A 25,217-nucleotide genomic window follows, 5' to 3' on the forward strand; every position below is an offset into this window, starting at 1 on the left:
ACAATCTGACCAATGTTGTGAGTGGAAAGGCTATCCCTCAGTATTTCAATGGCTTTGCCTTTGCCACTGGAATAATCCCATCGGCCGGCAAAGGTGCTGGCTTCTGCTCACGCGCATACCATTCCAGAGACGACAGGGACGGTTCTTCCCATTTTTCGGGTGCCTCAAGATATTTGGGATAATGTTTTGCGGCATATTCCACGATTTTTGGATCGGCGAGGTCCAGCGTATCGCCTGACCCCATGAAGCACGTGTAGACACAATGGCCTTCCGAGGGTCCCATCAGCATCCAGGGCAGCCAAGGCGTGATCCGGTTCCACGTTCCGCGCGTTTCAATCGCAGTCAAATCGGGGTTCTGCATTTCGTCCCAGGAGAGCTGGTAGAGAAACATTTCGGAGACCTGATTGAACTTGCTGCCGCTTTCGCGCGGCCATTGTTCAGGCTGCAATGCGGAGGGATAGAATAAGTTGATACGGCTCGCCATGTTGAGCGAATCGTTTTTTCTGCTCCAGTCCAAGAGAAAGGGAATTTTAGGTGGCTTTTCTTTATTCAGGCCGCCGTAGCTCGGCGGCGCAATGACATAGTCGGTGATTGTGTGATTGAATGGATCGTTGGCGATCGGAACCACCCGGACCTTTTCATTGAGATAGGGGTTTTCCCATTCTTCCAGAACTTCACCGGTTTTGAGATCGGTGTAGAAGCCCACTTCGCGCAAGACCTTGCGATAACCAGTGCCTTCGCCGGCGATTGTCGGCAACAGTTTGGCGCAGGAGAATCCAGAGAAGCCGACCAGATCGCGGACTTTCTCGCCCGGCAACACGCCATGGACGACGCCGGAAAACCAGCCATATTTGGTCGAGGTCATATCGGTGTTGCCTGCCATACGGGCAAAGGCTTCGCGGTTTCCGGCGGGGGTCGTAAGGTCGAGAAAATCGCCTTTGAGATTCCGGTTGACCCCGGCTTCCGATGTTTTCTTGTGATGCTTTGCAGACGCTGATCCACCGCCCAAAGCGAGGCTGGCTGCTCCTGCCATTCCACCAACGATAAGATTTCTACGATTCATAACGGGCTCCTAGGTTTTCGGTTGATCTTAGTCCAAGTCGGCTGCGTACTTTCATGGATAGCGGGCTATATCCGCAGGTCGGATAAGCTGGATTGTTTGCACGGCAGGCGAAAAGAGTGTGCCGCCAAAGATGCCAAGCTCATCCCTTTCTGTCCGGTGCCGTTCGAACAACGTTCCAACAGCGAAGTTGGCATAACCATGCGCTTCTGAGATATTTTGCGCTGTTGTCGCGGCCACAGCCTTGGCCAGTTCGATGCAGTTTTTGGCCGGAAGACCGCCAGCAACTCTGCGCCCCGTCGATAGATATCGTGAGCATAGAGATCCAATATATCGTCATCGGTGAGTAGTTCGACTCCGGCTTTGGCGACATTCTGTATCAAGGCGTGATCGGATTCAACGGTCATGAATTGACCGCGATCGCACAATCTTCATCGATCTTTTCCTTGGGAGGCAGAATGGTTGCCAATATGCTTCGCACATTATTTCCAGGCACCGAATGCATGCCAAGCAGCGGCACGACCATGATCCTCGGTCTCTCCTTCGTCTGCTGTGGCCGGGAAAACAGAACGGTCCACAACGGCTTTGACATGCGCTTCGAACAGATTTTTCCGGTCAAATCCGGCCTCAACCATGACATCATTCAAGTCGATTGCGTGCATCGAAGACCAGAAAGGCTCATTATTGTTGAAGGCATCCCAGTCACGGATAAACTGCTCATAAAGTGGCATGGCTTCGGTGTAGGCAGGTTGTTCGAGATGGAACATCAAGCCGCCTTCGCTTAATACCCGATATCCTTCGTTGATGATTTTCGGCAGTGCAGTACCGCTGGTTTCATGCAGAAACATGGTTGTTTGAACCCAGTCAAAATGGCCATCTGACCAGCGGGAAAGATCTTCTGCATTGCTCTGGATGAAACGAATATTTTTTGCGCCGAGCGCTTGCGCACGCGCATGGCCATAGCGCAGGACAGGTGCCGCCACGTCGATTGCGATTATTTCGGTTTCCGGAAAAGCCAGCGCCAGTGGCACAATATTGTGGCCTACCGTGACACCGATATCCAGAATTCGCCTCGGAACCCAGCCAGGGCGTTCCTTGCGAATCCATTCGACCAGCGCTTGACCGCCGCCATCCGACAATGCGCCGATGCCGCCGGCTGTGGTTGCGAAAATTCCGCAATCATAATTGGCTGCTGCGGAAATATCATTCTCAACTTCTTCGCCATGATAGCTGCCCGGCATACAGTGAATATCCACGGCGGATTGGTAGCGGGGGATCTCAACACTGCTATCGAGTTCCAGAGTGTTGCTCTCGTGATTCAACGCGTCCGTTTTGGCTTTCAACTCTTCGATCTGGCGCAGCACGAGGGCCCGACCATTTTGTTGCCGCATCTCCATAGAATTACGTTTCAATGCAGACCAGAATTGGTGCCATGGGTCCTGATTCATGGCTTTGCGGATTTCGAAACGATCGCGGGGTTCACGACCATGGTCGCTAACGAACTTGGGGAGCACGCGGCTGTCAAAAGCGCGCTTGTTTCCGGGGCCAAGGGCAGTGGCCATAAACCGGTTGAAATTGGCAAGAAAATTGAAGCGGGCGACTTCGTCATGCTTGGGTTTTGGGAATACAGCATGTTGGCTGACCGCCGTGTAAGGGGGAGCAATATCTTCTTTTTTCATGCGATAGTCTCCTTGTCTTGTCCCCAGACAGGATATCGGCCCAAGGTCAGAAGCAATGCTCCGCCAAATGTAAACAGCCCCATTGCAGCCATCAGCATGTTGTCATAGCTGCCGGTTACATCGCGGGTATATCCATAGAGAATCGGTGAAATCGACGAGAAAATCCCGAATGGCGCGTAGAGAAAACCGTATATCCGGCCGTAGGCCTTCATTCCGAAATAGCGTGCTGCGAGATAGGCAATGACGTCGGATTCCGCACCCGCTGCAAAGCCAAGCATGAACGCTGATCCGTAGATCAACGGTGCCGAAGTGGCCGTTCCGAGCAAAAGCCAGCAGGCGACTACGGGTAACAGCAGAACCGGAAAGGCAATCGCCGGTGCCCAAAAGCGATCAAACAGAAGCCCGATGATCACGCGGCCTGCGAAGATACCGCTCGCCACGACCCCCATTACGCCGGCCGCTTGTCCAGCGGTGAACCCATGTAATTGGACCATTTGCGCCATATGAATATGTGCTCCACCATAAGCCAGAGCGATGGCTACGACAGAGAGGAATAATGCCCAGAAGCGATATCCCCTGAAAACTTCCCCGAGCTGCAGTCCTGCCAGCTCACCATTGCCGTCACGGATCGATGCCGGGCGTTCCTCCGGTTCCGGATCGCGAAACAGGAAAAAGGCGATGGGCAATCCGACAAAAAGGGGCAACAGCGCTATCACCGGAAACACAAAACGCCAGTTGCTCGCTTCGATCACCGCATTGGCAATTTGCGGGACAATGAGCCCGGCAATGCTGGTTCCGAGCAGGAGGATTCCAAGCGCCAGACCCCTGTGCTGGAAGAACCACATATTGATCGTGCGGCTCCAGGTCACCGGGGTCGAACCGATGCCAACTATTCCGATCAACGCCCAAGTTGCGTAGAACCACAAAATGTTGGCAGGCGTAAAATAGAGTAGAGAAAAGGCACAGCCGAACCCGAAAAGAGAGAGCATTGCGACCGGCTTGACGCCATATTTGTCCGCCAGCGCGCCAACCAGTGGGGCAAGCAATGCACCCAATATCCCATATATGGTGATGCCGATACTAATCTCTAGAAATGACCAGCCCATGGCATAATGGATCGGCCCAAGCACGATTGGCAGAACATTGAAAGGAATGGGAGAGGCGCCGGTGGCAACGCCGATCACACCCGAAAAAAGTGGTTTCCAGCCTTTTTGGAACTCTCCATTGCTCACGACACGCGGACAGTCGGCACAGAACTGCCTATCATTGGCTTATTGCAAATATTGCAGGCCGTCTTGTGCCACTCGGAAAGCGTTGTGGGCATTGATGACATCAAATGTTCCCGTCTTGTGTTTTTCGCGCCGATGCGATGCCGTTCAGGGTTGGCCTATTTTGAAGCCACTGAAAGCGATTATTGACTTGAGACTGCCTCAAGTCTCGTCGGCAGCCAGCAACCATGTCTCAACTATCCGCTTGTCGGACAAACGATACAGAATGGCGGGCCGGGCAATGTCGGACGCGATGGGATTCCGGCCCTCTGAGTTCAGTGTCCGAGCGGCAAGGCTGTCTTGTAGATGATCGGCCGCAAGGCAAAGCTGGTGGTGACCTGCGCCACGCCCTCGATCATCGTAAGCTTATTGCGGAGAAAGTCCTCGAACGCAGTCAATGATTCCACCATTACCCGCAACTGATAATCAGCGTCCCCGCTCATCAGATAACATTCCATTACTTCCGGAAACTCGGAAATGGCCATTTCGAATGTCCGCAAGTGTTGATCGTCTTGCCGATCAAGGCGGACGCGGACAAAAGCGGAAACGGAAAGGCCGATTGTTTGTGGGTCAACCAGCGCCACATAGCCTGAAATCACGCCTTCGGATTCAAGCTGGCGAACCCGGCGCAGACAGGGGCTGGGCGACAAACCTATTTGTTCCGCCAGGTCGCTATTTGTCATTCTGCCATCAGTCTGCAGGATGTCCAATATGCGTCGGTCAAATGTATCGAGTTCAGTATTTGGCATAATCTGCTTCCTAATGACATTATTTGGTTAGTTAATGCCAATTTTATAAAATAATACGCAACAGTTAGCAAGGACATGTCAGCCGGAAGCTTCTATAGCTTTACGATCCAGATCCGGAGATTCAACCATGGTGAAAGCGGCCCAGCATTCAAACGCGGATACTGTAAATCTGCTGGAAACACTGGAAGCGCGTTTGCGTTGGCTTTCGTCCTGGACGGTGCATAATGCCAATCACATCCGGCCCAAGCGTGATGGCTTGAAGGTTGGCGGTCACCAGGCGAGCTGCTCATCGATGACCGCGATCATGGCAGCGCTCTATTTTCACGCGCTACGCCCCCAGGACAAGGTTGCAGTCAAGCCCCATGCCGGACCCGTCCTGCATGCGATCCACTATATGCTCGGAAACCAGTCGCGCGACAACTTGATCAACTTTCGCGGCCTTGGCGGTGTCCAGAGCTATCCTTCGCGGACCAAAGACAGCATCCCGGTCGATTTTTCAACGGGCTCGGTTGGCCTTGGCGTTGCTGTCACAGCCTTCTCAAGTCTCGTGCAGGACTATCTCATCGCGCACGGCCAGATGGCAAATGAAGATGCAGGCAGGATGATCGCGCTAATGGGCGACGCGGAGCTCGATGAAGGCAATATCTACGAGTGCCTGATCGAAGGTTATAAGCATGATATCCGCAATTGCTGGTGGATCGTCGATTATAACCGTCAATCACTGGACAGCACCACCGCAGACCGGATGTTCCGACGGTTTGACGACATATTCGAGACCTGCGGCTGGCGCGTGATCACGCTCAAAAACGGAAAACTCCAGCAAGCGGCGTTCAAGAAGCCAGGCGGGAAAGCACTGGAAGAATGGATCGACAATTGCCCCAATGCTGATTTTGCTGTGCTGACTTACAAGGGCGGCGAGGCCTGGCGCGAACGGTTGCTGCAAGACATTGGCAGCAAGGCGAACGTAAAGAAGCTCATTGCCAGCTATGATGATGATCAGCTTGCTGCGCTGATGACCAATCTCGGCGGACATTGCATTGCCAGTTTGACGGAGGCTTTCGATGCAGCGAACGACGACGTCCCGACCATGTTCATCGCTTATACGGTCAAGGGCTTTGGCCTTCCTCTGGCCGGACACAAGGACAATCATTCCGGCATGATGAACCCGACGCAGATTCACGGTCTGCGTCACCGAATGAGCATCGACGAAGGCGATGAATGGGAGCCTTTCGCAGGGCTCGGCGATAATATGACCGCTGAGCTAAAGTCATTTATGCAAAAAAGCGCGTTCGCAAAAACTCCGTCAGAGGCTTCCGCCAAGGCTGTCCCGGTGCCGGCGCATTTTGCGGTACCCGAGGGCGATGACATGTCAACGCAAGCGGCGTTCGGCAGGATCTTGTTTGATCTTGCCAAATCCGAGGAAGAAATTGGCAACCGGATTGTCACCACTGCGCCCGACGTGACACAGACGACTAACCTCGGCGCGTTTGTGAACCAGCGCGGCCTGTTCCGCCGTCGGGAAGTGGCCGATGTCTTCCGGCAAGCGAAAATTCCTTCTGCGCAAAAATGGGTGGCCCATGCGGCGGGGCAGCATATCGAACTGGGAATAGCAGAGAATAACTTTTTTCTGATGCTGACATCTTTGGGGCTTGCGGCGCCGCATTTTGGTACGCGGCTGCTGCCTGTCGGTACGGTCTATGATCCGTTTATTGCGCGCGGTCTCGATGCGCTCAACTATGGTTGCTATCAGGATGCTCGCTTTCTGCTCGTTGGAACACCGTCTGGTTTGACATTGGCAGGCGAGGGCGGCGCCCACCAGTCGATCAACACGCCACTGATCGGCATGGGGCAAGCCAATCTCGATTATTTCGAACCGGCATGGGCGGACGAGGTTGCGCTAATGATGCGGCATGCGTTCGACCATATGCAGAAGCCCGATGGCAGCTCTGTCTATCTGCGTCTCAGCACGCGTTCGATTCCGCAAGTGGAACGCAGCGATGACGACTGGCAGGCTGATGCCTTGAAGGGCGGCTACTGGCTTCGTCAGCCCGGGCCTGACGCCGAGGCGGCCATTGTCTTTACTGGTGCGGTTGCCCCCGAGGCATTGGAGGCGTGGAAAATCCTTTCGGAAGACATCCCGGGGCTAGGCCTGCTCAATGTGACATCGCCGGACTTGTTGCATCGCGGCTGGTCTGCGTGCCGTGCCGGTCGCTGGAAGGCGGGACATACGAATATTATCCCTTCCCATGCCGAACATCTGTTGTCGGCACTGGCACCTGGTGCCGGCCTTGTCACAATATTGGACGGCTCGCCGGGCGCGCTCTCCTGGCTGGGCGGTGTAAAGGGCATGCGTGTTAGCCCGCTCGGCACCGACCGCTTTGGTCAGACCGGCGACTTGCCGGACCTGTACCGCGAATATCGGCTCGATGCAGAGGCTATCATCGATGCTGCCGCTGAATTGTTTCTGGAGAATTGAGGCAGTCATCGCACGGGTCCTATTATCAGACGCCACAACAATGTTGCGGCATTGGCATCTATCGGGCTACCGAAGCTGAAGCAGGGACCAACTAAAGTGGTGGCGTGGTCTGATTGACTGGGCTAGCATTTTTGCATGTGGGAGCAGTGCCCATTTGAGGCTAAAAGAAAAAACATGAAATATCCAAAACTACTCGAGCCACTCGACCTTGGCTTCACCACCATCAAAAATCGCGCGATAATGGGGTCCATGCACACCGGCCTTGAAGAGATCGAAGGTGGGTTCGAGCGGATGGCCGTCTATTTTGCCGAGCGGGCTGCGAACGATATCGGTATGATCATTACCGGCGGTATTGCTCCGAATGAAGAATCGTCAAGCCACGGTGCTCGCATGTCGAACGAGGAGGAAGCGGCGAAACATCGATTGGTAACGGATGCGGTTCATGCGGCCAATCCCGATGTAAAAATCTGCATGCAGATTCTCCACCCCGGCCCACTGGCCTACACACCGGATTGCGTTGCTCCCTCGCCGGTAAAATCGCGGATTGCCCGATTTGTACCGAATGAACTCGACAAAGAAGGGATCGAAAAACAAATTTCGGATCATGTCCGGTGCGCGGTCATGGCAAAAAAAGCAGGCTATGACGGTGTCGAGATTATCGGGTCGGCCGGATATCTGATTTCGACTTTTCTCGTGCAGAAAACCAATTTGCGGGAGGATGAATATGGCGGCAGCTATGAAAACCGGATCCGTTTCGCGATTGAAATTGTAGAACGGACCCGCGCTGCTGTTGGAGACGACTTCATCCTGATTTTCCGTATCGCAGCGATGGACATGCTCGAGGACGGTATGAGCTGGGACGAGATCGTCACGCTGGCCAAAGCTCTCGAAAAAGCTGGGGTCACCATCATCTCCACCCATTTTACATGGCATGAAAGCGCGGTCCCGACCATTGCCACGATGGTACCCCGCGCCGCATTTACATCGGTTACGGGACGGTTGCGCAAGGCCGTCAATGTGCCGGTCATCACCTCCAACCGGATCAATATGCCGGATGTTGCAGAAGATGTTCTCGCGCGCGGCGATGCCGATCTGGTCTCGATGGCACGGCCGATGCTCGCTGATAGTGCGTTTATGCGCAAGGCGATTGAGGGGCGTGAAGATGAAATCAATACCTGTATCGCCTGCAATCAGGCCTGCCTGGATCATACATTTTCCGGGAAACTGACCTCCTGTCTGGTCAACCCCAGAGCCTGTCACGAGACGATACTGAACTATTTGCCGACCGAAGAACCGAAGCGCATCGCGGTGATTGGCGCCGGGCCAGCCGGTCTAGCTTATGCGACGGTGGCAGCCCAACGCGGCCACGCGGTTACAGTGTTCGAAGCATCATCGGAAATCGGCGGCCAGTTCAATCTGGCCAAACGGATTCCCGGCAAAGAAGAGTTTTACGAAACCCTTCGTTATTATGGCCGGATGCTGGAAGTGCTGGGCGTTGATCTAAGGCTGAATAGCAGCGCCACCCCGGATATTCTGAAGGAGGAGCAGTTCGACCATATCATTATCGCGACCGGGATCACGCCGCGAACGCCGGATATTGAAGGGATAGACCACCCGAAGGTCGCAAAATATATTGATGTCATCACCGGCAAAAAGGCTGTTGGTGACAAGGTCGCCATTATCGGTGCCGGCGGTATCGGTTTCGATGTTTGCGAACTGGTGAGCCATGCGGGGCCCTCGGCCGCCCTGGACCGGGATCTATTTGCAAAAGAATGGGGCGTTGATTTTGAGAACCATCCGCGCGGCGGAGTTACGGGCGTTGAGCCGGTAGTCGCTAAATCGAAGCGCGAGGTCACCATGATTCAGCGCAAAGACACCAAGGTTGGGGCAGGTCTCGGCAAGACCACCGGCTGGACACACCGGATCACACTGGCGCGTCGCGGGATCAATATGATCAACGGTGCAACCTACGACAAGATCGATGACGATGGTCTGCACATCACGGTCAATAACAACCCGATGCTTATCGAAGCGGATACCGTCATCATTTGTGCGGGTCAGGATCCAAAGCGCGACCTTTACGAGATGTTGATAGCAGAAGGCCTGTCCGCCGAGCTGGTGGGCGGAGCCTTTGAAGCCAAAGAACTGGACGCCAAGGCCGCAATCAAACAGGCCTCGGAAATGGCCGCGGTGGTTTAACGGCTCACCCCCAGTTTTCCTTTGTCAGGTTGTTTTGTTCGAACGATTTCTGATCGGCTTTGGCAAATGGCTCTTAGGGGGGAGTAATCCATCCAGTTTCCAACTTCAGGTATCTCGGGGATCGAGAGGTGATCAGCTACCCCCTATTGCGCAGCTCCATCGGATCGGAGCTTGGCAATCTGATCTTCCGTGAATCCCAGGCTTTCAAGGATCGATTGCGTGTCAGCCCCTTCCTGCTTCAGGATCGCAGGCGCCGAAGGACGATTGCCGTTCATTTCGATCGGTAACGCCGGCAGCCTCGTGGTGGTACCATCCGCCAAGGTAACCTGTTCGAGTCCATCACCCGCATTGAGATGGGGATCGTCAAACATGTCCTCCGGACGCGCTATTGGGGCGAAGGGTAGTCCAGATCCATCAAGCAACGCGATCAGGTCATCGCGTTTGTAGGTTGCTATAAGCGCCCGGATTTGCGGCATGATTCGATCGCGGGCCGCCACCCGATTGTTGTTTTCGCGGATGCTCTCATCGGCCCACAGTTCATCCAGCGAGAATAATTTGCAGAATTTCTCCCACAAAGCATCAGTAACCACGCCGATAAAAATCGGATCATCCTCCGTTTGGAAAACGTCATAAATGGCCCAGGCCGAGATCCGCGCGGGCATTGGGTCAGCGGCTTTGCCCGTTACTGCTTTCTGCGCCATATGCTGGCCGATCAGATAGACGGTGGTTTCGAACAGCGAGCTTTGGACCTTCTGGCCCTTGCCGGTCCGGTGCCGCTCTTCGACAGCGGCGAGAATGGCGATAACACCGAACATACCGCCGCCCACGTCGATAACGCTGGACCCCGCGCGCAAGGGTTGCCCGGGCGGACCGGTCATATAGGCCAGGCCGCCCATCATCTGCGCGACTTCATCCAGTGCCGTTCGATTTTCGTAAGGGCCCGGAAGAAAGCCTTTTTCCGAACAATAGATCAGGCGCTCATTGTCCTTGGACAGGGCGTCATAGCCGAGGCCCAGACGATCCATCGCGCCGGGGCGGTAGTTTTCCACCAATATGTCGGCACCAGCCACGAGTTTTCTGGCAATATCCAACCCATCGGGATCCTTCAGGTTGAGCGAAACGCTCTGTTTGTGGCGATTGTACATCGGGAAATAGCCGGCGCCTGATCCGACCAGATTGCGGGTCCGGTCGCCACCGATCGGTTCGACACGAATGACTTCGGCTCCGAGTGAGGCAAGGATGGCACCGACGGCCGGCCCCATTACCATATGCGTAAACTCTATGACCTTCAGGCCGGCGAGGGGCGTTGGTTGGTTCATGCTGCTGCTTTCTCAAATCCAATGGGTAGGCCGGCGTCAGGGGTGAAACCGTATAGGGGTTCGCCGGGCAGAGCTTCGGCGATGATGTCCCGAACTTTCAGAAGCTTTTCCAGATCAATACCGGTGTCGATGCCCATCGATTCGAGCATGAACACTAGGTCTTCGGTAACGATATTTCCGGAGGCACCCGGTGCGAATGGACATCCTCCCAATCCGCCCAGCGAGCTGTCAAAGGTCGTGATACCTTCCGCCAGACCAGCCATGACGTTCGCCAGCCCTAGGCCGCGGGTGTTGTGCAAGTGCAGGGTGTTGAGCTTGTCAGGGCCGATCGCTGCTTTCACCTTGCGCACGAGCCGGGTGACCTGGGCGGGATTGGCGTAGCCCGTGGTATCAGACAGACCGACTTCGGCAACACCGGCGGACATTGCGGCTTCGGCCAAACGCACAATCTGATCGTCGGGCAACGGCCCTTCGATCGTGCAACCAAAGGCGGTCGACAGTCCAACCTCAAAATGGGGGCGCTGGCTTTCGGGCTGTGCTGCAACCAGATCGACGATGGCCTTGATCTCGGCGATCATCGCCGCATGATCCTTGCGGACGTTTTTGATCGAGTGGGTTTCAGACATTGAAAACGGGATGGACATCTTGTCGACGCCACAGGCAATCGCCCGTTCGGCTCCTTTCAGATTTGGGATCAGCGCCACGACGTCGAGCCCCGGAAGCGTTTTGGCAAAGGCAACAATCTCTGCTGTGTCTGCCATTTGCGGAAGCAGGGACGGCGGAACAAAGCTGCCGACCTCGATCTCGGTCACGCCGGCTTCTGCCTCTGCCTTGATCCATGCTTTTTTGGCTGCAGTGGCCATCACCCGGTCGACGCTTTGCAAGCCATCGCGGGGTCCGACTTCGCTGATTGTGACGGATTGAGTCATGCATTTGCTCCCAAATATATCCATGGACGAGCGGCGCGGTCCGCTTTCTGCCACGCGGCAATATCATCCGACAGTTTCAGACTGAGGTCGATCGCGTCCAAGCCCTCCAGCAGCATCGATTTTGCTTCCTCATCTATTGGAAAGGTCCAGCTTTGGCCGTCAGCGATGCAAACGGTTTGCGCCGGTAGGTCGATGGTCACCTGCGCGCGCGATCGGTCGATTGCCGAAATCGCGTCAGTGTCCAAAATGGCTGGCAGAATACCATTACGAACGCAGTTTCCGGCAAAGATCGGCGCAAAGCTTGGCGCAATAATCGCGCGAAAACCATATTCCGCCAGCGCCCAGACAGCATGCTCGCGGCTTGATCCGCAGCCAAAATTCTTGCCTCCCAGAATGATCTGGCTATCGGCAAAAACCGGATCATTCATCACAAAATCGGGGTCCGGGGTGCGCCCGCCAATTTCTGTATAACGCCAGCCGGCAAACAAACCGTCGGTCAAACCGGTTTTCCCGGTGCTTTTCATTTCGCGGGACGGAATGATTTGGTCGGTGTCAATATTATCGCGGATCAGCGGCATCGGCAGCGAGGTAAGGGTGGTGAGAGGCTCTGCCATCAGTTCGGTTCGCCTTTCAAAAGGTCCCGGGGATCCGCGATCGCCCCAGCCAAGGCGCTGGCTACCACCATCTCCGGACTGGCGATGTGGGTTTTTACATTGGGGCCCTGCCGGCTCTCAAAATTCCGGTTCGTTGTCGAGATTACCCGTGAGCCGGCGTCGAAGCTCTCTCCACCCGCATAGAAACACATGGAACAGCCGCTCTCACGCCATTCAAATCCGGCGTTGCGGAATAGCACATCAATTCCTTCCGCTTCGGCTTCCCGCTTGACTCTGGATGAACCCGGCACACAAATGGCTTTCACACCATTGGCGACTTTGCGACCTCTTAGCATGGCGGAAGCGCGGCGTAAGTCGGACAGCCGACTATTGGTGCAGCTACCGATAAAGGCCGCGTCTATCGGCACGCCCTTGATGGCCTGGCCCTTGGCAAGTCCAATGTAATTGAGAGGTGCGGCTCCTGCGTCTTGCGGGACCACAGAATCGATTCCGATAGTCTGTTCTGGACTGGTACCCCAGCTGACCATTGGCGTGATGGCGCTCGCATCGATGTCGATCTCTTGGTCAAAGGCAGCACCGAGATCGCTAGCGAGATCCCGCCAACGCTTCAAGGCCTCGCGCCATTGTGTTCCGCTGGGCGCATAACGACGGCCTTTCAGATAATCAAAAGTCTTCTGGTCAGGTGCTATAAATCCGGCCGTGGCAGAAAATTCAGTGGCCATATTGCAGAGGGTCATCCGTCCCTCCATATCGAGCGCTGCCACCGCTTCGCCGGAAAACTCGACTGCATGGCCCTTGCCACCGGCAGCACTATAGCGCGCAAGCAAGGTCAGGATCATGTCTTTGGGAGTCACGCCTTCACGCAGCCGCCCGGTAAATCTGACTCGCATCGATTTTGGCTTGGTCAGACGCAGGGTCCCCGTCGCCATCGCATGCTCCGCTTCCGACGATCCGATGCCCCATGCCAACGCCCCGAACGCGCCTTGCGTGCACGTATGGCTATCCGGTGCAATCAGGGTGCATCCGGGAAGGACAATGCCCAATTCAGGCGAGATCACATGCACAATTCCCTGATCGGGATCGTTTACATCGAACAGTCTGATTCCAGCGGCTTTCGCTGCCGTGCGGGTTTCCGTAATGAAGGCCTGACCGCCGGGCATCAGGGTTTTGTCCGTGCGCCCCGGCCGCGTATCGACAATATGATCTGTGACCGCGAAGACACGCGATGGATCTGCCACCCGTCGTCCCGCTTTAGCCAGCGAATTTAGCGCAGCCGCTCCTGTCCGCTCATGCAAAAACACCCGGTCAATAGCGAGCAACGCACTGCCGCCCGGCAGATCGGCGACAACATGGCTGTTCCATAACTTGTCAAAAAGTGATTGGGGCTGGGTCAGATGATTGTTCCCATTTCTTTGTCGATGGCGCGCCAGTCCTTGGTCACGAATGTTTCCTGGATTGCCGTTCGGGTTTCCAGCTTGCCATTGCGGATCCAGTGCCATGTGCGGCAGCGGTTTTGTCCATCGTCACTGATCTGGATCTGTTCATATAGATAGAGCGACGGATCACCGGTGCGCTGCCAGTATAGCATCACGGTGCGATTATATTCGTCCAGCGGAACTTCAGCGGCCCACCCGACAATCAGGTCGTTATCCCACCACACGCGTTTATCACGATATTCGGCAGGAAATTCACGAATCTCGGTTTTGCCGTCTGCCCATGTATAGTGGTTGGTTTGATGATAGGGAGCTTTGCTATTGTCATCGGGGAAACGGCAAAGCAATCGTGATGCGTGTTCGTCGATCTTCTCGTTCTGTGCGTTAAAATAGGTGTAGGTGCCGTCCCAAACGCCTTCGTGGCGGGCCAGCAGTGGCATGTCTTCGCGAATTCCCATCGTCTGTTCCTTGGTTTGTTGTTCTATCTCTTCAGCGCTGCAATGTGATATTCTTTTGCAGCTCTGGCGTTGAGCAGTTGCAAATGCCGTTCGGCCAACAGTTCGAGTGACAAGCTGTCGGGATCAAATGCGACGGCATTGGCGGCGTTTGTTTCATACCATGGCGCAAAAAATTGCGCTGCTCTGACAATCTGCCACGCTTTTGTCAGGTAGTTGCCAAATCGATCAGGCGATAGGTCGGGATACAGCAAATCTGGCTCACCGGCCGGTAACGTCGCGTAGTGGACGGTATCCGTGCCAAAATGCGTGGCGCAGGCCTTGATCAGTCTCGACCAGCTCTCCCAATCCGTCGGCGCATCTCCCTGCCAATCATCGGACAAGCCATGCCCGGGGAGGTCAATATATAATGCGTCATCTCCGGCATTTGCGGGCGAAGCCATGCCCGGAGCATGCAGTGCCAAGGCGGTTGCCGCCCGACTGCCACGCCAATGGATCAGACCGCTGAACTTGTCGGTTTCAATCTCGACAAATCCTTCGTCCGCAGCTTCTGGCCGCTCAGTCATCGGATCCGTTTTGGTCGTTAAAAGATGCGCCAGGCTGGCGGCTTGATGGTCTTCGGGGCTGGTGACCTTTTTTGCCGTCCATGACGGCGGCATTGCACCGAGCCTGTCGATATGTTCCAGCAGGGGGTCGCCAGTGTAAGCGCTGATCAGGCAAGGCGGCACCTGCGCATCGACCGCCGGTATATCGCGCGGCGCGCGCAGCACGGCACCATAGCCAGCCTGATAGGCATTACCGGCATCGAGCATTTCCCTAATCACGGCGTCAACGCGCTGTGGATCGGCATGGGCGCCTGAAAGACGGTGCTGATTGTCTGCTGCGAACCACGGGAAGAACCAGCTTTGTTCCAATATCCGGTTCCATAGCCACGTCAGATGTTCGCCGTAATCCGACGGATGAAACGCCGGCAGATATTTGTCGCTGAACAGCTGCATTTCTTCGGGCGTCCAAATGGCATAGCCGCCTACCGCCAGTGTCGTGAAGCGTTTCGGGTGGCGCTTTACCGCCGTCACGAGAATGATTCCGCCGCTGTGAAATCCGTAAGCAGCGGATTTTTCAATGCCAATCGCATCCAGAAAGTCGACCACTGCATCCGCATATTCATTGATCTCTGGCTTTCCGGGAAGCGAATCGGATTGACCAAAGCCGGGTGTGTCGGGAGCGATGCAGGTAAAATATTCCGCCCATTTCCGCATCAACGGCTCATATTCTTTCGAACTGCGCGGGCTTTGATGCACCATCAGCAGCGGCGGTCCATTGCCCGCCAAGCGATAATGTACGCGGCGTTTGTGGCCGCCCGATTCGACGTCGATAAAGTGGCGTGTGATCATGATTCCTAATTTGTCCGGACAAATATGTCTCGACAAGCTTTTTCTTCTGATTAATGTACTTTTATCGAGTCCGGAGTAAACAGACTATGACGCTAATTGGCACCAAGATGGTTGAAGATGGTCGTACCGCGAGAGAAATTTTCGCGGAAATCGTCGGCAACCCGGCCCGCAAGAAATTTGGATTTGGCGAGAAGCTCGCGATCGTCAATGTCGACGTGCAACAAGCCTATACGCGGACCGATTTGTTCAAAACCGCTTATGAAACCGATCCTAAGCAGATCGAATATATAAACCAGATTTCGGGTCTTGCCCGGGCAAAGGATATGCCGGTAATCTGGAGCCGGGTCGCCTATAAGAACGATGCCAGTGATGCCGGCGTATGGGGCACGCGCACCGACACCGAAGACTCTCTTCAAAATATCAAATATGACAGCGAACGGCACAAGCTCGACCCGCGCTGCGATGTTGATGCGGATGACCTGCAATATACAAAGCGCATGCCGAGCGCGTTTTTTGAAACACCGCTGGCCAGCTATCTGGTCTGGCACAAGGTCGACACGGTCGTCGTGACCGGCGGTTCGACGTCAGGTTGCGTCCGCGCGACGGCGGTGGATGCGCTCAGCCATGGCTATCGAACGATCGTCCCGATCGAAACCTGCGCCGACAAGCATGAGAGCTATCATTTCGCCAATCTGACCGATTTGCAGATCAAATATGCAGATGTCGAGCCCGTGCAGACGGTGATCGACTGGCTGGAGGCGCGCTAGTGCCCGAAGTGCAGAAATCTGACCCAGAGCTTTACGATTATTTGCCGTACCGAAACCGGCCCAAGATCGAGTGGCCGGATGGCAAAACCTGCGCGGTCTGGGTCGCTCCGAACCTCGAATATTACGAGCTTGATCCGGCGATCAATCCGCATCGCAAGAGCTGGGCCAAGCCGCATCCGGATGTTGTTGGCTATGGTCATCGCGATCACGCCAACCGGGTCTCGCATTGGCGCATGGCCGAGATGATGACCAAATATGGTTTCCCGGGATCCGTCAGTCTTTCGGTCGCGCTTTGTGATCATATTCCTGAAGTTGTCGAGGACGCGAATCAACGTGGCTGGGAGTTCTTTAGCCACGGTATTTACAACACGCGGTACAGTTATGGGATGGATGAGGCGCAGGAACGCGCGATCATTGAAGACAGTATCGCGACGGTGGAACGGACTACCGGTCAGCGGATCCGTGGATGGCTGGCGCCAGCGCTGACTCATACCCCGCGAACGCTGGACCTGCTTGCCGAATATGGTCTCGACTACACGTGCGATCTCTATCACGACGATCAGCCAACCGACATTAAAGTGAAATCCGGTCAACTTACCGCGATTCCTTATAGCCTTGAGGTCAACGATCATTACGGCTTCTTCATCTACAACATGTCGCCGCGCGAATATGCGGATACGCTGATCCGGCAATATGACCGGTTGGCGGAAGAGGGCGCACAGTCCGGAACCGTGATGTGCATACCTCTGCACAGCTATCTGATTGGCCAGCCACACCGCATTGGGCCATTTGAATCGGTACTGGAGCATATTGCTGGCGATGGCAGGGCTTGGATCACCAAGGCGGGAGACATCGTTGATCGTTTCCGGGAGCAGTCAGCATGAGCCTTGATCCCAGCTATCTCGAATATCCCAAACGCCACCGTGGCATGGACCATGATTATTATCCCTATTCGAAATTTTTCTCGCGCAAGCCGATAACATGGCCGGATGCCCGGAAACTGATGATCTGGCCGGTCGTCAGTCTGGAATATTTTCCCATGGTGCCGAATGATGACCCTTTTCGGGCGCCGGGACATATGCAGACCGCTTATCCGGACTACCGGCACTATACGGCGCGTGAATATGGCACACGGATTGGGATTTACCGGCTGCTCGGTGCGTTTGAAAAAGTTGGCGCAAGGGTCTCTGTGGCAACCAACAGCGTGATCGCCGAGCGCTATCCGCAGCTTATCCAGGATATCCTCGCAGGAGGGCATGAGATTATTGCTCATAGTACCGATATGAACGGCACGATTGCAGGCGGAATGGACGAGGCAGCAGAACGCGCCTTGATCGCTGGGTCCCTCGACAGTCTGGAGAAAGTTACAGGGGCACGTCCGCGTGGTTGGCTCTCAATCGCCCGCTCGCAAAGTTTCAACACCGCGAAACTGCTCGTTGAAGCGGGCGTCGACTATATGTGCGACTGGGTGAACGACGAATTGCCCTATGCGTTCCAGACCGAAGCGGGCGCCATTACCAACGTTCCACTCAACCATGAATTGTCGGATCGACAGATCATCAATGTCCAGCAGCAGTCAGTCGATAGCTATGCGCAGCAGATGACCGATGCGGCAGACTGGCTCCTGAGTGAAGCGGATCGATTTGGCGCGCGGATGCTGCCGATGCATCTAACGCCATATATCATGGGACTGCCCTATCGCATTGCTGCCTTCGAAAAGCTGATCGCGGCCTTTGCCGAGCGATCTGAGATTGGCTTTGCTCGTGGCGATGCCATCGTCGACAGCTGGAGCTCCCAGCAATGAAGGTTCGAAATCCTCGTACCGGTCAAGATGACTATGAAATCACGCCGGTGGACGGAGCGGGAATAGCCGCAGCAGCGAGCCGTCTGCGCGCCAATCAACGGCATTGGGCGGCCTTGCCGATCGCCGAACGCTGCAACGTCATGCTGCGTTGGGCCGACGCGATTGAAAAACATACCCCTGCGATTATCGAACAATTGACGATCGATACTGGCAGGGCAGGTATTGCGGCAATTGAAGTTGGCGGCGTACCGGGAACCATAAGACGGTGGGCGGAACAGGCGCCAAAGATTATCGACCGTAACTCCCCTTCGGATGTCCCGTCAGCCAATCCGACCGTAGTAAACAGTACCCGGCTGGTGCCGTTCTCGCTTTTTGGCGCGATTGCCCCGTGGAACTTTCCCATGACGCTCAGCACCATCGATGCGATCCCGGCGCTGTTTGCCGGCTGTGCGGCATTAATCAAGCCATCGGAGATCACCCCGCGCTTTGTCGAGCCGTTTATAGCCAGCATCGACGACGTGCCTGAACTTGCCGCGGTTCTCGAGATAGTCGTTGGTGATGCGGCTACCGGCGAAGCGCTGGTCGCCAACGTCGATTATATCTGCTTCACAGGATCAGTGGCCACTGGCCGTAAGGTGGCGATAGCCGCTGCCGAGGCGTTCATCCCCGCCAATCTTGAATTGGGTGGCAAGGATCCAATGATAATTCTCGCCAGTGCGAATCCCGTCGAGGCGGCGAAGACAGCGCTGCGTTCCAGCATATTGGCAACCGGTCAGGCCTGCCAGTCGATTGAGCGTCTCTATGTGGCACGGGCAATATATGAGCCGTTTCTGGAGGCACTGGTCGCCGAAGCGGAAAAGGTGCGGCTCAATTATCCCGATATCCATCAGGGCGAAATTGGACCCTTTATCTTCGCGCCCCAGGGCCAGAAAATTGCTGATCAGATTGCCGAGGCGAAACAGAAAGGTGCACGGGTTCTGACTGGAGGAAATCTGGAAATATTAGATGGTGGCACCTATTTGCGGCCTACGGTGATCGCCGATGTGACGGCGGATATGGCGATTGTTCGCGATGAAAGCTTTGGCCCTGTGCTGCCGGTCATATCTTTTGACAATGTTGACGAGGCGGTCAGCCAGGCGAACGACAGCGTCTATGGCTTGTCTGCGGCGGTGCTGGCCGGCTCATCCGAAGAGGCGGAAGAGATCGCTGTCAGGCTCGAGGCGGGGGCAATTTCCATCAATGACGGCTCCATGACCGCGATGGTATGGGATGCGGAAAACTCCAGTTTCAAGCTGTCCGGGATGGGCCCATCGCGCATGGGAGAAAGCGGCATGACACGCTTTTTCCGCAAACAGGCGCTGATCCGTCAGACCGGGACGCCCGCCCGGATACAGGATTTTGCCGAAGAAAATTTCGCGGAAGGATATCTGCGATGACCGGTTGGCGGGCCTTGATGGCCGAGCATATGCCAAACATGCTAGCGCATGAAGGCCATTGGGACGGGACCTATCGTCATCAGGACGAGGCCGGCAATATTCTGGACGAGCACCGGACACTGACCCACTGCGAATTTCCCGATGGTGGAGACTTCGCCTATATTCAGCATAATGATCTGATCTGGGCTGATGGCCGCAAGCAACATTTTGAATTTGGCGGCATCTATCGGGACGGCAAGCTATATTGGGAAACCGAGCGGTTCGTCGGCTATGGCTGGGAAAGCGATGGTCTCATCTTATTGCGCCTTGATCGACGGGATGCCCCAGGTGAGCGCTATACCGAGATGATTGAGCTTGCCCAGGACGGTCGATCAAGGGCGCGCACTTGGCAATGGTTCCGTGACGGTATCCCCTATCGACGGACATTATGTGACGAAAAACGAGCAACATAGGAGTATTATTTATGGGCGTTGAACTACAACATCCGATGAAACCGGAATTGAGACCTGAAGAGGCGGCGCGCGGACGCTTTGTGTCGGGTATCCGGTCTTTCATTCTCAATGATCTCGCCGGGGACTTACGCAAGGCTTACGATAACCGCGCGGCCCCTGCTTTCGCACGCGAAACCGGTCGAGCACCGGAAACCAGCAATGAAGCCCATCAGGCGATGCGCGGTGATACCGCATTCAACATCTATTCCTCCATGCGGGTGCACGCCCAAAAGATGGTCTGGAATGCGGCCGGGGCAGTGGTTGACCGCGATATCGAACGGCTTGCATCAGAGGCAGCGAAGGTGGAGGGCGAATCCGGCTCGGTCTCGCTCAATCCTGGTCTTGCCATTCCGCGTAACGTCGATGCCATTGAAGTACATCTGATGCCGGGCAGCTATACCAGAGGCGGTGAATCGCTTGAGGCTGGCGCGGTTTATGATCAGGGCCTGGCGGTTTTTTCGATGGGACTGATGGGTGCCAATCTTGACGATATCGGCTTGTCGATGGCGGCTTATATTTCCGGCAAATATCCGGATTTCAAGCCGGAACGGATCCTGGATACCGGCTGCACCATCGGGCATAATACCCTGCCTTGGAAGCAGACTTACCCGGATGCCCATGTGGAGGCCATTGATGTGGCGGCAGGTGGTCTGCTCTATGGTTCTGCGCGCGCCAAAATGCAGGGGCAGGAAGTGCATTTCAAACAGATGTCGGCGGAAGCGCTGGATTATGAAGACGAAAGTTTCGATCTCGTTTTCTCGTCCATGTTCTTGCACGAGCTGTCCAAGAAAGCCCGCGCTGCCGTGTTCAAGGAAGCCTATCGCGTACTTAAGCCCGGCGGGCTATTATTGCATATGGAGCTGCCGCCGAACGGCCAGATGAATGCTTTTGACGGATTCTATCTGGATTGGGACAGCTGGTATAATAGCGAACCCTTTTACAAGGGGTTCCGCGATGAAGACCCCAAGCAGCTGTGCGAAAACGGCGGTTTTTCAGCAGATGATTATTTTCAGTTCGTTGTCCCAAGTATCGGTGTTTACGGGCCGGATGCTGTGACCAATGCAATCGCCGATGAAGAGGCTAATGCGGTCGACAGCGAAACAACGGGGCGGCTTGCAGAAGGTATCATGTGGTTCGGATTTGGAGCGTGGAAATGACGTTGACAGAACCTGCTTTTAAACCCGATGACACGCCAAAAGAAATTTACGGACCGGACGGGAAACCTAAATTTTTTGATGACCCCGGTATGGATCGGTTCGTTGCCGTGATCATGAACATGGCCCAGGAAATGTGGGTCCAGGAAGAGCGGCTGATAAAACTGGAAGGCGGCGCACCGACGGCCGCAGATCAGGAGGCCAAGCTGAAGGAGTTTATCGATCGCATATTTGCGCCGCTGCGCGAGGGAGCATAGATAATGAAAGCTTGGGAAATTGGCGCGCGCTCTGGAATTCAGGGCCTGCGGATGTCAGAGCGTGCCGAACCGGAGATCGGGGCCGGCGAGTTGCTGGTCAAGGTCACCGCGGCGGGTTTGAATTACCGCGACCTGATGGTGTTGCGCGGCGATTATGGCAGTGATCTGCCGGAAGACCGCATTGCGCTGTCCGACGGGGTCGGTGTCGTTGAAGCGGTGGGCGAAGAAGTCTCCGGTTTTAAGGTCGGCGATCGGGTGACGGCACCGCATTTCCTCAGTTGGCTCGATGGACCCTATAATTACGGTGTATTTGGGGCCGATCTCGGGGTGACAGCCGATGGCTGGCTGGCCGAAAAGATCAAGCTTCCTGCGACCGCGGCCATCGCTGTGCCAAACGGTGTCGATGACCAAACCGCAGCGTCGCTGGCGGTGGTCGCGGCCACGGTTTGGCATGGCATGGTCGCCTTCGCCGATGTTGAGGCGGGAGAGTTGGTCCTGGCTCAAGGAACCGGCGGCGTTTCGATATTTGCGCTGCAACTGGCAAAGGCGCTCGGCGCGGATTTTGCGATCACCTCGTCAAGCGACGAAAAACTGGCTCGTGCCAAGGCCATGGGTGCGGACTTCACCGTCAATTATCGTGATCGACCGGACTGGGCAGCGGCACTCCTCGAGCAGACGAATGGTCGAGGGGCTGATGTGGTTGTCGATACGCTGGGTTTTCCGGCGCTGGAAGAGACGGTCGCAGCAACCGCAGTGAATGGACGCATTGGTACGCTCGGTGCGCTATCGGGAACGCCGCAGGCGCAAGCCAGCGCCAGTCAGGGCGCAATCATCGGCAAGAATATAACCATCAAGGGGCTGGCGTCCGGCAGCCGCGCAATGATGGTCGCGGCCCTGGACGTTGTTGCAGATCATGGCATCTGCAATCCGGTGGACAAGGAATTTACTTTTGCCGACGCGCCTGGAGCATTTCGCCACCTTGAAAGTGGTGCCCATTTTGGCAAGATTCTGATCCGTATGGACTGAATATCGGTGTTTTAGACAGGGGCAGTGACGGGATCGAAGGCCATCATATCCATATTGTTCATCGGGGCAGATGCTGGTTCAAACCGATCGGGATCGATCGCCTGGGTCACTTTGCCCTGTATGATTGAGGCCGCATGCACCTGCTCGGTGCGTGGCTTTCTCGCTGCTTCATAACGCTGCAGTGCCTGCTTCCAATCGGTGCTCAGGCCCAGAGTCTTAGCCAGAATATAGCCATCTTCGATCGCCATTGCTGCGCCCATCCCCAGAAAGGGAAGCATCGCATGGGCCGCGTCGCCCAACAAAGTTGTTCGGCCGCGCGTCCATGTTTCCAGGGGCTGGCGATCATAGAGACCCCATTTGATTATATTGGAGGCATGGCCGATCAGCCCGACTACATCCTCGTGCCACCCGGAAAACGCCTTCGCCAGTTCGCTTTCCGATGCGCCGATGGACCAGCCTTCCGGCACCGCCTCGGTTGTCTCTGCGAGACCGGCGCAATTGACAATTTCGCCATTGCACATGGTGTACCTGTTGAATGTCCGCTGAGGGCCGATGAATATCGCGCTCCGACCCAGATCCATGAACGGCCTGGCTTGAGCCATCGGTACCAGAAAACGATAGGCGACATGATCGGTAAAGCGCGGCGCATCGTCTGGCCACAATATGGCCCGGACGGCGGATCGGACGCCATCTGCGCCGACCAGTAAGTCACCGGTTGCCGTGTCGCCATTGGCAAACAGAGCGGTGACTTGATCGCCGGTATCGCGAAAATCCGAGAGCTTATGACCGGTGAAAACAGGACCACCCAGCTCCTTCAGCGCATCAATCAACACCTGCTGCAAATCCGCGCGGTAAATATGACGCACGATATTGGCTTTGCCATCGTCCGCGCGGCCGTCTCCATGATCAAAGTCGCCCATCAGCAGGCGGGCATTCTGATAGTGCAGAAAGGGCAGCTTACCGGCCGGACAGGCTTGTTGGGCCACAGTATTCTGTAGTCCGAGAGCGCGAAAAACATGCTGAGCGCCCAAGCCAAGAGTCAAGCCCGCGCCGGTTTCCTCAAGTTTACTGGCCGCCTCATGCACCTCGACATTGATGCCCTGTTGCCGCAAGGCAATAGCTGCGGTCAGGCCGCCCAATCCGGCACCGATGATCAATATTTTCATGATGGCGCTCCGGCGCTAGCGTTTGAGTTCTGCCAGTTCGTACCAGGTCATCATATAGCCGCCGACGCCGCCCTGAACAAAAATCCCGTCTTCGTCGTCAGTGATCCAGACGTCATAAGGGGGGTGCTCGCCAGCCATTCCGCCAGTGCCGGGTACGATGCTGGAATCGTCGACAAATTGCAGATGTTTGCACTGGAAGGTGCCCGCCTGCACTGTCACTTCCTCCTTTCCGAGATAGAGGGCGCCGATTTTGACCTGGGCAATCTGGGGCGGCGTGGCGCCACGATGATCGGGCGAGGGGAGGTAACAATTGAGCAAGCGTTTGTCCTCGGCATCCCAATCCTGCAACGAGAGCATGTAGCCATCAGATACGATTGGATGGGTGCCAAAACCGCTTAGGGGCAATTCTGCTGCAACACGCTGTGACAATCTTCCGATCGACGGGCCATAGCTTTCCATCTCGATATGGCTGCCATCAAATCGCATCCAACCCGAGCCCATGAAGGCGTCACCGACGGTTAGTCTGACATGGAGATCCATCGGCTGACCATTCTCGTCCATCGCATAGATGATATCCCGCATCACGGTTGGTTCGGGTTCATAAATTTCGCAATGCGCGCGCATCGTCACCTTGCCGTCCCCATGGCGGGTGAACATGAAGGTTTCAAAGCCCCGGTTCTGGCCATCCATTTCCGGTTTGCGAGACGTATATTCCAGACGCCCTTCAATGATACGATGCTGCATGATTATTTCTCCTTGTTTTTATCATGCCAGCCGATTATCCGATTGCCAAGAATAATTTGTCCGGACAAATTAAACCTGTTCGGATTGATGAACGGGGGCAGCTATGGAATTTTTAACCGCTAACGAACTCAGCATTTTGCGTTGGGTGCATATTTTGGCAATGGTCTACTGGCTTGGCGGCGAGTGGGGCGTGTTTCAGACGAGCTACAATGTCACAAACCGCAATCTTTCGCTGGATGAGCGGAAGCGCCATATGGAAACCGCCTATCGAATCGATATTTTGGCGCGCACAGGTATTGTTCTGTTGCTGCCGCTCGGTTTGCATATGGGCAAGCTCTATGGCTTTGTGCCGGTGCTGGAAGGCGCTGGAATCTGGTGGATGTGGCTGTTTTTTGCGGTCTGGCTGGCGATGACCTGGACGGCCTTCCTCAAGCGGGAAACCGATTTGGGGATAACCATCACCATGCTGGAGGAGAAATTGCGCTACCCGCTGATCCTCGCCTTGTTCGTCGTTGCCTTCCTTGCATTTCAGGATAGCGGTCCGATTGTGGCAGGCGAGGGCAGCCGCTGGTATCCTTCCAAAATGGCGCTCTATGCCTTTGCCTTGTGCATCGGCCTGTTTTTGCGGCTGGTTATGCGCCGCTGGACCGCAAGGTTCAGGGTATTGGCTCAGGGCCCGAATGCGGCTGAAGAAGCCGCTCTTGAGCGCGAAATCGGACAAGCCCGAATTGCGGCTTATATCTACTGGATTACGATTGCGAGCGTCTGTTTCCTCGGAGCGGTCAAGCCATTTTAGG

At 55.5% G+C, this 25,217-nt stretch carries 24 protein-coding genes; 11 read left to right on the top strand and 13 right to left on the bottom strand.

Translation table 11 applies throughout. The features are described from left to right. Window positions 1–37: 37 nt before the first annotated feature. The 5 genes from ACN0WW_RS01305 to ACN0WW_RS01325 all read right to left on the bottom strand — a co-directional run bounded on the left by ACN0WW_RS01305 (window position 38) and on the right by ACN0WW_RS01325 (window position 4,756). Window positions 38–1,063, bottom strand: coding sequence for a DUF1838 family protein (locus ACN0WW_RS01305; RefSeq protein WP_417608577.1), 1,026 nt, complete (start codon window positions 1,061–1,063; stop codon window positions 38–40). Window positions 1,064–1,128: 65 nt separating this feature from the next. After that, the gene (locus ACN0WW_RS01310) at window positions 1,129–1,467 is read right to left on the bottom strand and encodes a hypothetical protein (RefSeq protein WP_417608579.1); all 339 of its coding nucleotides are present in this window, start codon (window positions 1,465–1,467) and stop codon (window positions 1,129–1,131) included. Window positions 1,468–1,542: 75 nt separating this feature from the next. Further along, a complete protein-coding gene (locus tag ACN0WW_RS01315; protein ID WP_417608581.1) occupies window positions 1,543–2,739 on the bottom strand; it encodes a class I SAM-dependent methyltransferase in 1,197 nt (398 codons plus the stop codon). Continuing rightward, window positions 2,736–3,971 carry an MFS transporter gene (locus ACN0WW_RS01320; protein WP_417608583.1) on the bottom strand — a complete coding sequence of 412 codons (1,236 nt, stop codon included), beginning with the start codon at window positions 3,969–3,971 and terminating at the stop codon, window positions 2,736–2,738. The genes ACN0WW_RS01315 and ACN0WW_RS01320 overlap by 4 nt, the downstream gene beginning before the upstream one ends. Window positions 3,972–4,282: 311 nt before the next feature. Further along, complete coding sequence (locus ACN0WW_RS01325; protein WP_417608585.1) at window positions 4,283–4,756, bottom strand: Lrp/AsnC family transcriptional regulator; 474 nt, start codon at window positions 4,754–4,756, stop codon at window positions 4,283–4,285. 127 nt (window positions 4,757–4,883) lie between these two features. On the opposite strand from ACN0WW_RS01325, the gene ACN0WW_RS01330 reads away from it, so the two are divergent. Then, window positions 4,884–7,232, top strand: coding sequence for a transketolase (locus tag ACN0WW_RS01330; protein WP_417608587.1), 2,349 nt, complete (start codon window positions 4,884–4,886; stop codon window positions 7,230–7,232). A gap of 174 nt (window positions 7,233–7,406) precedes the next feature. Continuing rightward, window positions 7,407–9,431, top strand: coding sequence for an FAD-dependent oxidoreductase (locus ACN0WW_RS01335; protein ID WP_417608589.1), 2,025 nt, complete (start codon window positions 7,407–7,409; stop codon window positions 9,429–9,431). A 143-nt stretch (window positions 9,432–9,574) separates the two neighbouring features. Here the strand turns inward: ACN0WW_RS01335 and ACN0WW_RS01340 are convergent, their stop codons facing one another. Genes ACN0WW_RS01340 through ACN0WW_RS01365 form a run of 6 tightly spaced genes read right to left on the bottom strand, consistent with a single transcriptional unit; the run spans window position 9,575 to window position 15,575 of the window. Further along, window positions 9,575–10,750, bottom strand: a complete 1,176-nt coding sequence (locus ACN0WW_RS01340; protein ID WP_417608591.1) for a CaiB/BaiF CoA transferase family protein — start codon at window positions 10,748–10,750, stop codon at window positions 9,575–9,577. Next, window positions 10,747–11,679: a hydroxymethylglutaryl-CoA lyase gene (locus ACN0WW_RS01345; protein WP_417608593.1), complete on the bottom strand. Its 933-nt coding sequence runs from the start codon at window positions 11,677–11,679 to the stop codon at window positions 10,747–10,749. The genes ACN0WW_RS01340 and ACN0WW_RS01345 overlap by 4 nt, the downstream gene beginning before the upstream one ends. Continuing rightward, window positions 11,676–12,293 carry a 3-isopropylmalate dehydratase small subunit gene (gene leuD, locus ACN0WW_RS01350; RefSeq protein WP_417608595.1) on the bottom strand — a complete coding sequence of 206 codons (618 nt, stop codon included), beginning with the start codon at window positions 12,291–12,293 and terminating at the stop codon, window positions 11,676–11,678. The genes ACN0WW_RS01345 and leuD overlap by 4 nt, the downstream gene beginning before the upstream one ends. Then, complete coding sequence (locus tag ACN0WW_RS01355; protein WP_417608971.1) at window positions 12,293–13,687, bottom strand: 3-isopropylmalate dehydratase large subunit; 1,395 nt, start codon at window positions 13,685–13,687, stop codon at window positions 12,293–12,295. The genes leuD and ACN0WW_RS01355 overlap by 1 nt, the downstream gene beginning before the upstream one ends. Then, window positions 13,684–14,184, bottom strand: a complete 501-nt coding sequence (locus tag ACN0WW_RS01360) for a DUF3598 domain-containing protein (protein ID WP_417608597.1) — start codon at window positions 14,182–14,184, stop codon at window positions 13,684–13,686. Before ACN0WW_RS01360 ends, ACN0WW_RS01355 begins: the two co-directional genes overlap by 4 nt. Before the next feature lie 23 nt (window positions 14,185–14,207). Continuing rightward, window positions 14,208–15,575, bottom strand: coding sequence for an alpha/beta fold hydrolase (locus tag ACN0WW_RS01365; protein WP_417608599.1), 1,368 nt, complete (start codon window positions 15,573–15,575; stop codon window positions 14,208–14,210). Window positions 15,576–15,661: 86 nt separating this feature from the next. On the opposite strand from ACN0WW_RS01365, the gene ACN0WW_RS01370 reads away from it, so the two are divergent. From ACN0WW_RS01370 to ACN0WW_RS01405, 8 genes are read left to right on the top strand one after another with little or no spacing between them, the layout of a single operon-like run. Next, window positions 15,662–16,342 (top strand): isochorismatase family protein, encoded by a 681-nt coding sequence (locus ACN0WW_RS01370; RefSeq protein ID WP_417608601.1) that lies wholly within the window; start codon window positions 15,662–15,664, stop codon window positions 16,340–16,342. Beyond that, the gene (locus ACN0WW_RS01375) at window positions 16,342–17,226 is read left to right on the top strand and encodes a polysaccharide deacetylase family protein (RefSeq protein WP_417608603.1); all 885 of its coding nucleotides are present in this window, start codon (window positions 16,342–16,344) and stop codon (window positions 17,224–17,226) included. The genes ACN0WW_RS01370 and ACN0WW_RS01375 overlap by 1 nt, the downstream gene beginning before the upstream one ends. Next, window positions 17,223–18,146: a polysaccharide deacetylase family protein gene (locus ACN0WW_RS01380; protein ID WP_417608605.1), complete on the top strand. Its 924-nt coding sequence runs from the start codon at window positions 17,223–17,225 to the stop codon at window positions 18,144–18,146. The genes ACN0WW_RS01375 and ACN0WW_RS01380 overlap by 4 nt, the downstream gene beginning before the upstream one ends. Further along, window positions 18,143–19,582: an aldehyde dehydrogenase family protein gene (locus tag ACN0WW_RS01385; RefSeq protein ID WP_417608607.1), complete on the top strand. Its 1,440-nt coding sequence runs from the start codon at window positions 18,143–18,145 to the stop codon at window positions 19,580–19,582. Before ACN0WW_RS01380 ends, ACN0WW_RS01385 begins: the two co-directional genes overlap by 4 nt. Continuing rightward, window positions 19,579–20,034: a hypothetical protein gene (locus ACN0WW_RS01390; protein WP_417608609.1), complete on the top strand. Its 456-nt coding sequence runs from the start codon at window positions 19,579–19,581 to the stop codon at window positions 20,032–20,034. Before ACN0WW_RS01385 ends, ACN0WW_RS01390 begins: the two co-directional genes overlap by 4 nt. An 11-nt stretch (window positions 20,035–20,045) precedes the next feature. After that, entirely contained in the window at window positions 20,046–21,230 is a 1,185-nt protein-coding gene (locus ACN0WW_RS01395; protein WP_417608611.1) for a methyltransferase domain-containing protein, read from the top strand. After that, entirely contained in the window at window positions 21,227–21,484 is a 258-nt protein-coding gene (locus ACN0WW_RS01400) for a hypothetical protein (protein WP_417608613.1), read from the top strand. The genes ACN0WW_RS01395 and ACN0WW_RS01400 overlap by 4 nt, the downstream gene beginning before the upstream one ends. 3 nt (window positions 21,485–21,487) lie before the next feature. Continuing rightward, a complete protein-coding gene (locus ACN0WW_RS01405; protein ID WP_417608615.1) occupies window positions 21,488–22,510 on the top strand; it encodes a zinc-dependent alcohol dehydrogenase family protein in 1,023 nt (340 codons plus the stop codon). An 11-nt stretch (window positions 22,511–22,521) separates the two neighbouring features. Here the strand turns inward: ACN0WW_RS01405 and ACN0WW_RS01410 are convergent, their stop codons facing one another. Both ACN0WW_RS01410 and ACN0WW_RS01415 read right to left on the bottom strand, forming a co-directional pair. Continuing rightward, a complete protein-coding gene (locus ACN0WW_RS01410; protein WP_417608617.1) occupies window positions 22,522–23,676 on the bottom strand; it encodes an FAD-dependent monooxygenase in 1,155 nt (384 codons plus the stop codon). A gap of 15 nt (window positions 23,677–23,691) precedes the next feature. Beyond that, window positions 23,692–24,420 (bottom strand): hypothetical protein, encoded by a 729-nt coding sequence (locus ACN0WW_RS01415; RefSeq protein ID WP_417608619.1) that lies wholly within the window; start codon window positions 24,418–24,420, stop codon window positions 23,692–23,694. Between the two features lie 103 nt (window positions 24,421–24,523). On the opposite strand from ACN0WW_RS01415, the gene ACN0WW_RS01420 reads away from it, so the two are divergent. Continuing rightward, window positions 24,524–25,216, top strand: a complete 693-nt coding sequence (locus ACN0WW_RS01420) for a hypothetical protein (protein ID WP_417608621.1) — start codon at window positions 24,524–24,526, stop codon at window positions 25,214–25,216. The last annotated feature ends 1 nt before the right edge of the window (window position 25,217 follow it).

The sequence above is a fragment of the Parasphingorhabdus sp. genome, assembly GCF_048269865.1.
Classification (GTDB): domain Bacteria; phylum Pseudomonadota; class Alphaproteobacteria; order Sphingomonadales; family Sphingomonadaceae; genus Parasphingorhabdus.